The organism is Pseudomonas sp. K5002, assembly GCF_013386655.1.
In the GTDB taxonomy this organism is placed as follows: Bacteria; Pseudomonadota; Gammaproteobacteria; order Pseudomonadales; family Pseudomonadaceae; genus Aquipseudomonas.
This window is the reverse complement of sequence record NZ_JACARK010001092.1, coordinates 1-2,302: the sequence shown is the minus strand read 5'-3', so window position 1 is coordinate 2,302 and position 2,302 is coordinate 1. Positions and strand designations below refer to the sequence as shown.

General features: G+C 62.7%; 3 protein-coding genes. All 3 read left to right on the top strand.

Annotated elements, in window-relative coordinates:
* Nucleotides 1-724 (top strand): ATP-binding cassette domain-containing protein (locus HX846_RS33495; RefSeq protein ID WP_178967079.1); only part of this gene is annotated, 724 nt, incomplete at its 5' end.
* Nucleotides 721-1,710, top strand: a complete 990-nt coding sequence (locus tag HX846_RS33490; RefSeq protein ID WP_003215711.1) for an ABC transporter permease — start codon at nt 721-723, stop codon at nt 1,708-1,710. The genes HX846_RS33495 and HX846_RS33490, both read left to right, overlap by 4 nt.
* A gap of 39 nt (nt 1,711-1,749) precedes the next feature.
* Nucleotides 1,750-2,302 (top strand): substrate-binding domain-containing protein (locus tag HX846_RS33485; RefSeq protein WP_178967078.1); only part of this gene is annotated, 553 nt, incomplete at its 3' end.

The following is a 2,302-nucleotide window of genomic DNA, read 5'->3' as shown; positions in this document are numbered from 1 at the left end:
CGCCGCCGAATGCTGCCTGGACGTCGACAGCCTGAGCCGCGCCGGCGAGTTCCAGGACATCAGCCTGCAACTGCGCCAGGGCGAGATTCTCGGCATCTACGGGCTGATGGGCTCGGGCCGCAGCGAATTCCTCAACTGCATCTACGGCCTCACCACGCCGGACTCCGGCAGCGTGACCCTGCAAGGCAAACCGATGCCCATCGGCCTGCCCAAGGCAACGATCCAGGCCGGCATGTCACTGGTCACCGAAGACCGCAAGGACAGCGGCCTGGTGCTCAGCGGCAGCATCCTCTCGAACATCGCATTGTCGGCGTACAAGCAGCTGTCGAGCTGGTCGCTGATCAATGCCCGCAAGGAAAACCAACTGGCCCAGGACATGGTCAAGCGCCTGCAGATCAAGACCACTTCCCTGGACCTGCCGGTGGAATCCATGAGCGGCGGCAACCAGCAGAAAGTAGTGCTCGCCAAATGCCTGTCGACCCAGCCGATCTGCCTGCTGTGCGATGAGCCGACCCGGGGCATCGATGAAGGCGCCAAGCAGGAGATCTATCACCTGCTGGACCAGTTCGTGCGCGCCGGCGGCGCGGCAATTGTGGTGTCGTCCGAAGCCCCGGAATTGCTGCACCTGAGTGACCGTATTGCCGTGTTCAAAGGCGGAAGGCTGGTGACCATCAGCAGCGATACCGCCCTTTCCCAGGAAGCCTTGTTGAGTCTTGCCTCATGAATGCCAAATCACTTTCTACACCTGCAGCCGCCCCCGTCACGACCGCACCCCGCAGCCGCCTGCGCCTGTCCCTCGACCGCTTCGGCCTGCCGCTGGTGTTCATCCTCCTGTGCCTGGTGATGGCCTTCGCCAGCGAATACTTCATGACCTGGCGCAACTGGATGGACATCCTGCGCCAGACCTCGATCAACGGGATCCTCGCCGTGGGCATGACCTACGTGATCCTGACCAAGGGCATCGACCTGTCGGTGGGCTCGATCCTGGCCTTTGCCGGGCTGTGCAGCGCCATGGTCGCGACCCAGGGCTATGGCGTGCTGGCGGCGGTCAGCGCCGGGATGTTCGCCGGGGCGATGCTCGGGGTGGTGAACGGCTTTATGGTCGCCAACCTGTCGATCCCGCCCTTTGTCGCGACCTTGGGCATGCTGAGTATTGCCCGGGGCATGACCTTCATCTTGAACGACGGCAGCCCGATCACTGACCTGCCCGACGCCTACCTGGCGCTGGGTATTGGCAAGATCGGCCCGATCGGTGTGCCGATCGTGATCTTCGCCGTGGTCGCGCTGATCTTCTGGATGGTGCTGCGCTACACCACCTACGGCCGCTATGTGTACGCGGTGGGTGGCAACGAGAAGAGCGCGCGCACCTCCGGGATCGGCGTGCGCAAGGTGATGTTTTCGGTGTACGTGGTCTCGGGCCTGCTCGCCGGGCTGGCCGGTGTGGTGCTGTCGGCGCGCACCACCTCTGCCCTGCCCCAGGCCGGCACCTCGTATGAGCTGGATGCGATTGCCGCCGTGGTAATCGGCGGCACCAGCCTGTCGGGCGGTACCGGCACGATTGTCGGCACGCTGTTTGGCGCATTGCTGATCGGCGTGATCAACAACGGCCTGAACCTGCTCGGCGTGTCCTCCTATTACCAGCAGGTCGCCAAGGGCCTGATCATCGTGTTCGCAGTGCTGATTGACGTGTGGCGCAAGAAGAAACGCTAGTTCTGAAAACTACCACTACAACAATAACGGAGTTCTCTCATGAAACCTGGTACGACTTTGGCCGCCGTCGCGGCACTCTCCCTGCTCGCCAGCAGTGTCACCCTGGCCGCCGATGGCAAGACCTACAAGATCGGCGCCGCCGTGTACGGGCTCAAGGGCCAGTTCATGCAGAACTGGGTGCGCGAGCTGAAGGAACACCCCGCAGTCAAGGACGGCACCGTGCAGTTGACCGTGTTCGACGGCAACTATGACGCACTGACCCAGAACAACCAGATTGAAAACATGGTGACCCAGCACTACGACGCGATCCTGTTTGTGCCGATCGACACCAAGGCCGGCGTCGGCACCGTGAAGGCCGCCATGAGCAATGACGTGGTGGTGATCGCCTCCAACACCAAGGTGGCGGACGCCAACGTGCCTTATGTTGGCAACGATGACGTGGAAGGCGGTCGCCTGCAGGCCCAGGCCATGGTCGACAAACTCAAGGGCCGCGGCAACGTGGTGATCATCCAGGGCCCGATTGGCCAGTCGGCGCAGATCGACCGCGAAAAGGGCGAGATGGAAGTACTGGGCAAGCACCCGGACATCAAGA

Excerpts from the sequence above, each read along its gene's own strand:
- HX846_RS33490 (WP_003215711.1), top strand. The coding sequence starts at position 721 with ATGAATGCCAAATCACTTTCTACACCTGCAGCCGCCCCCGTCACGACC.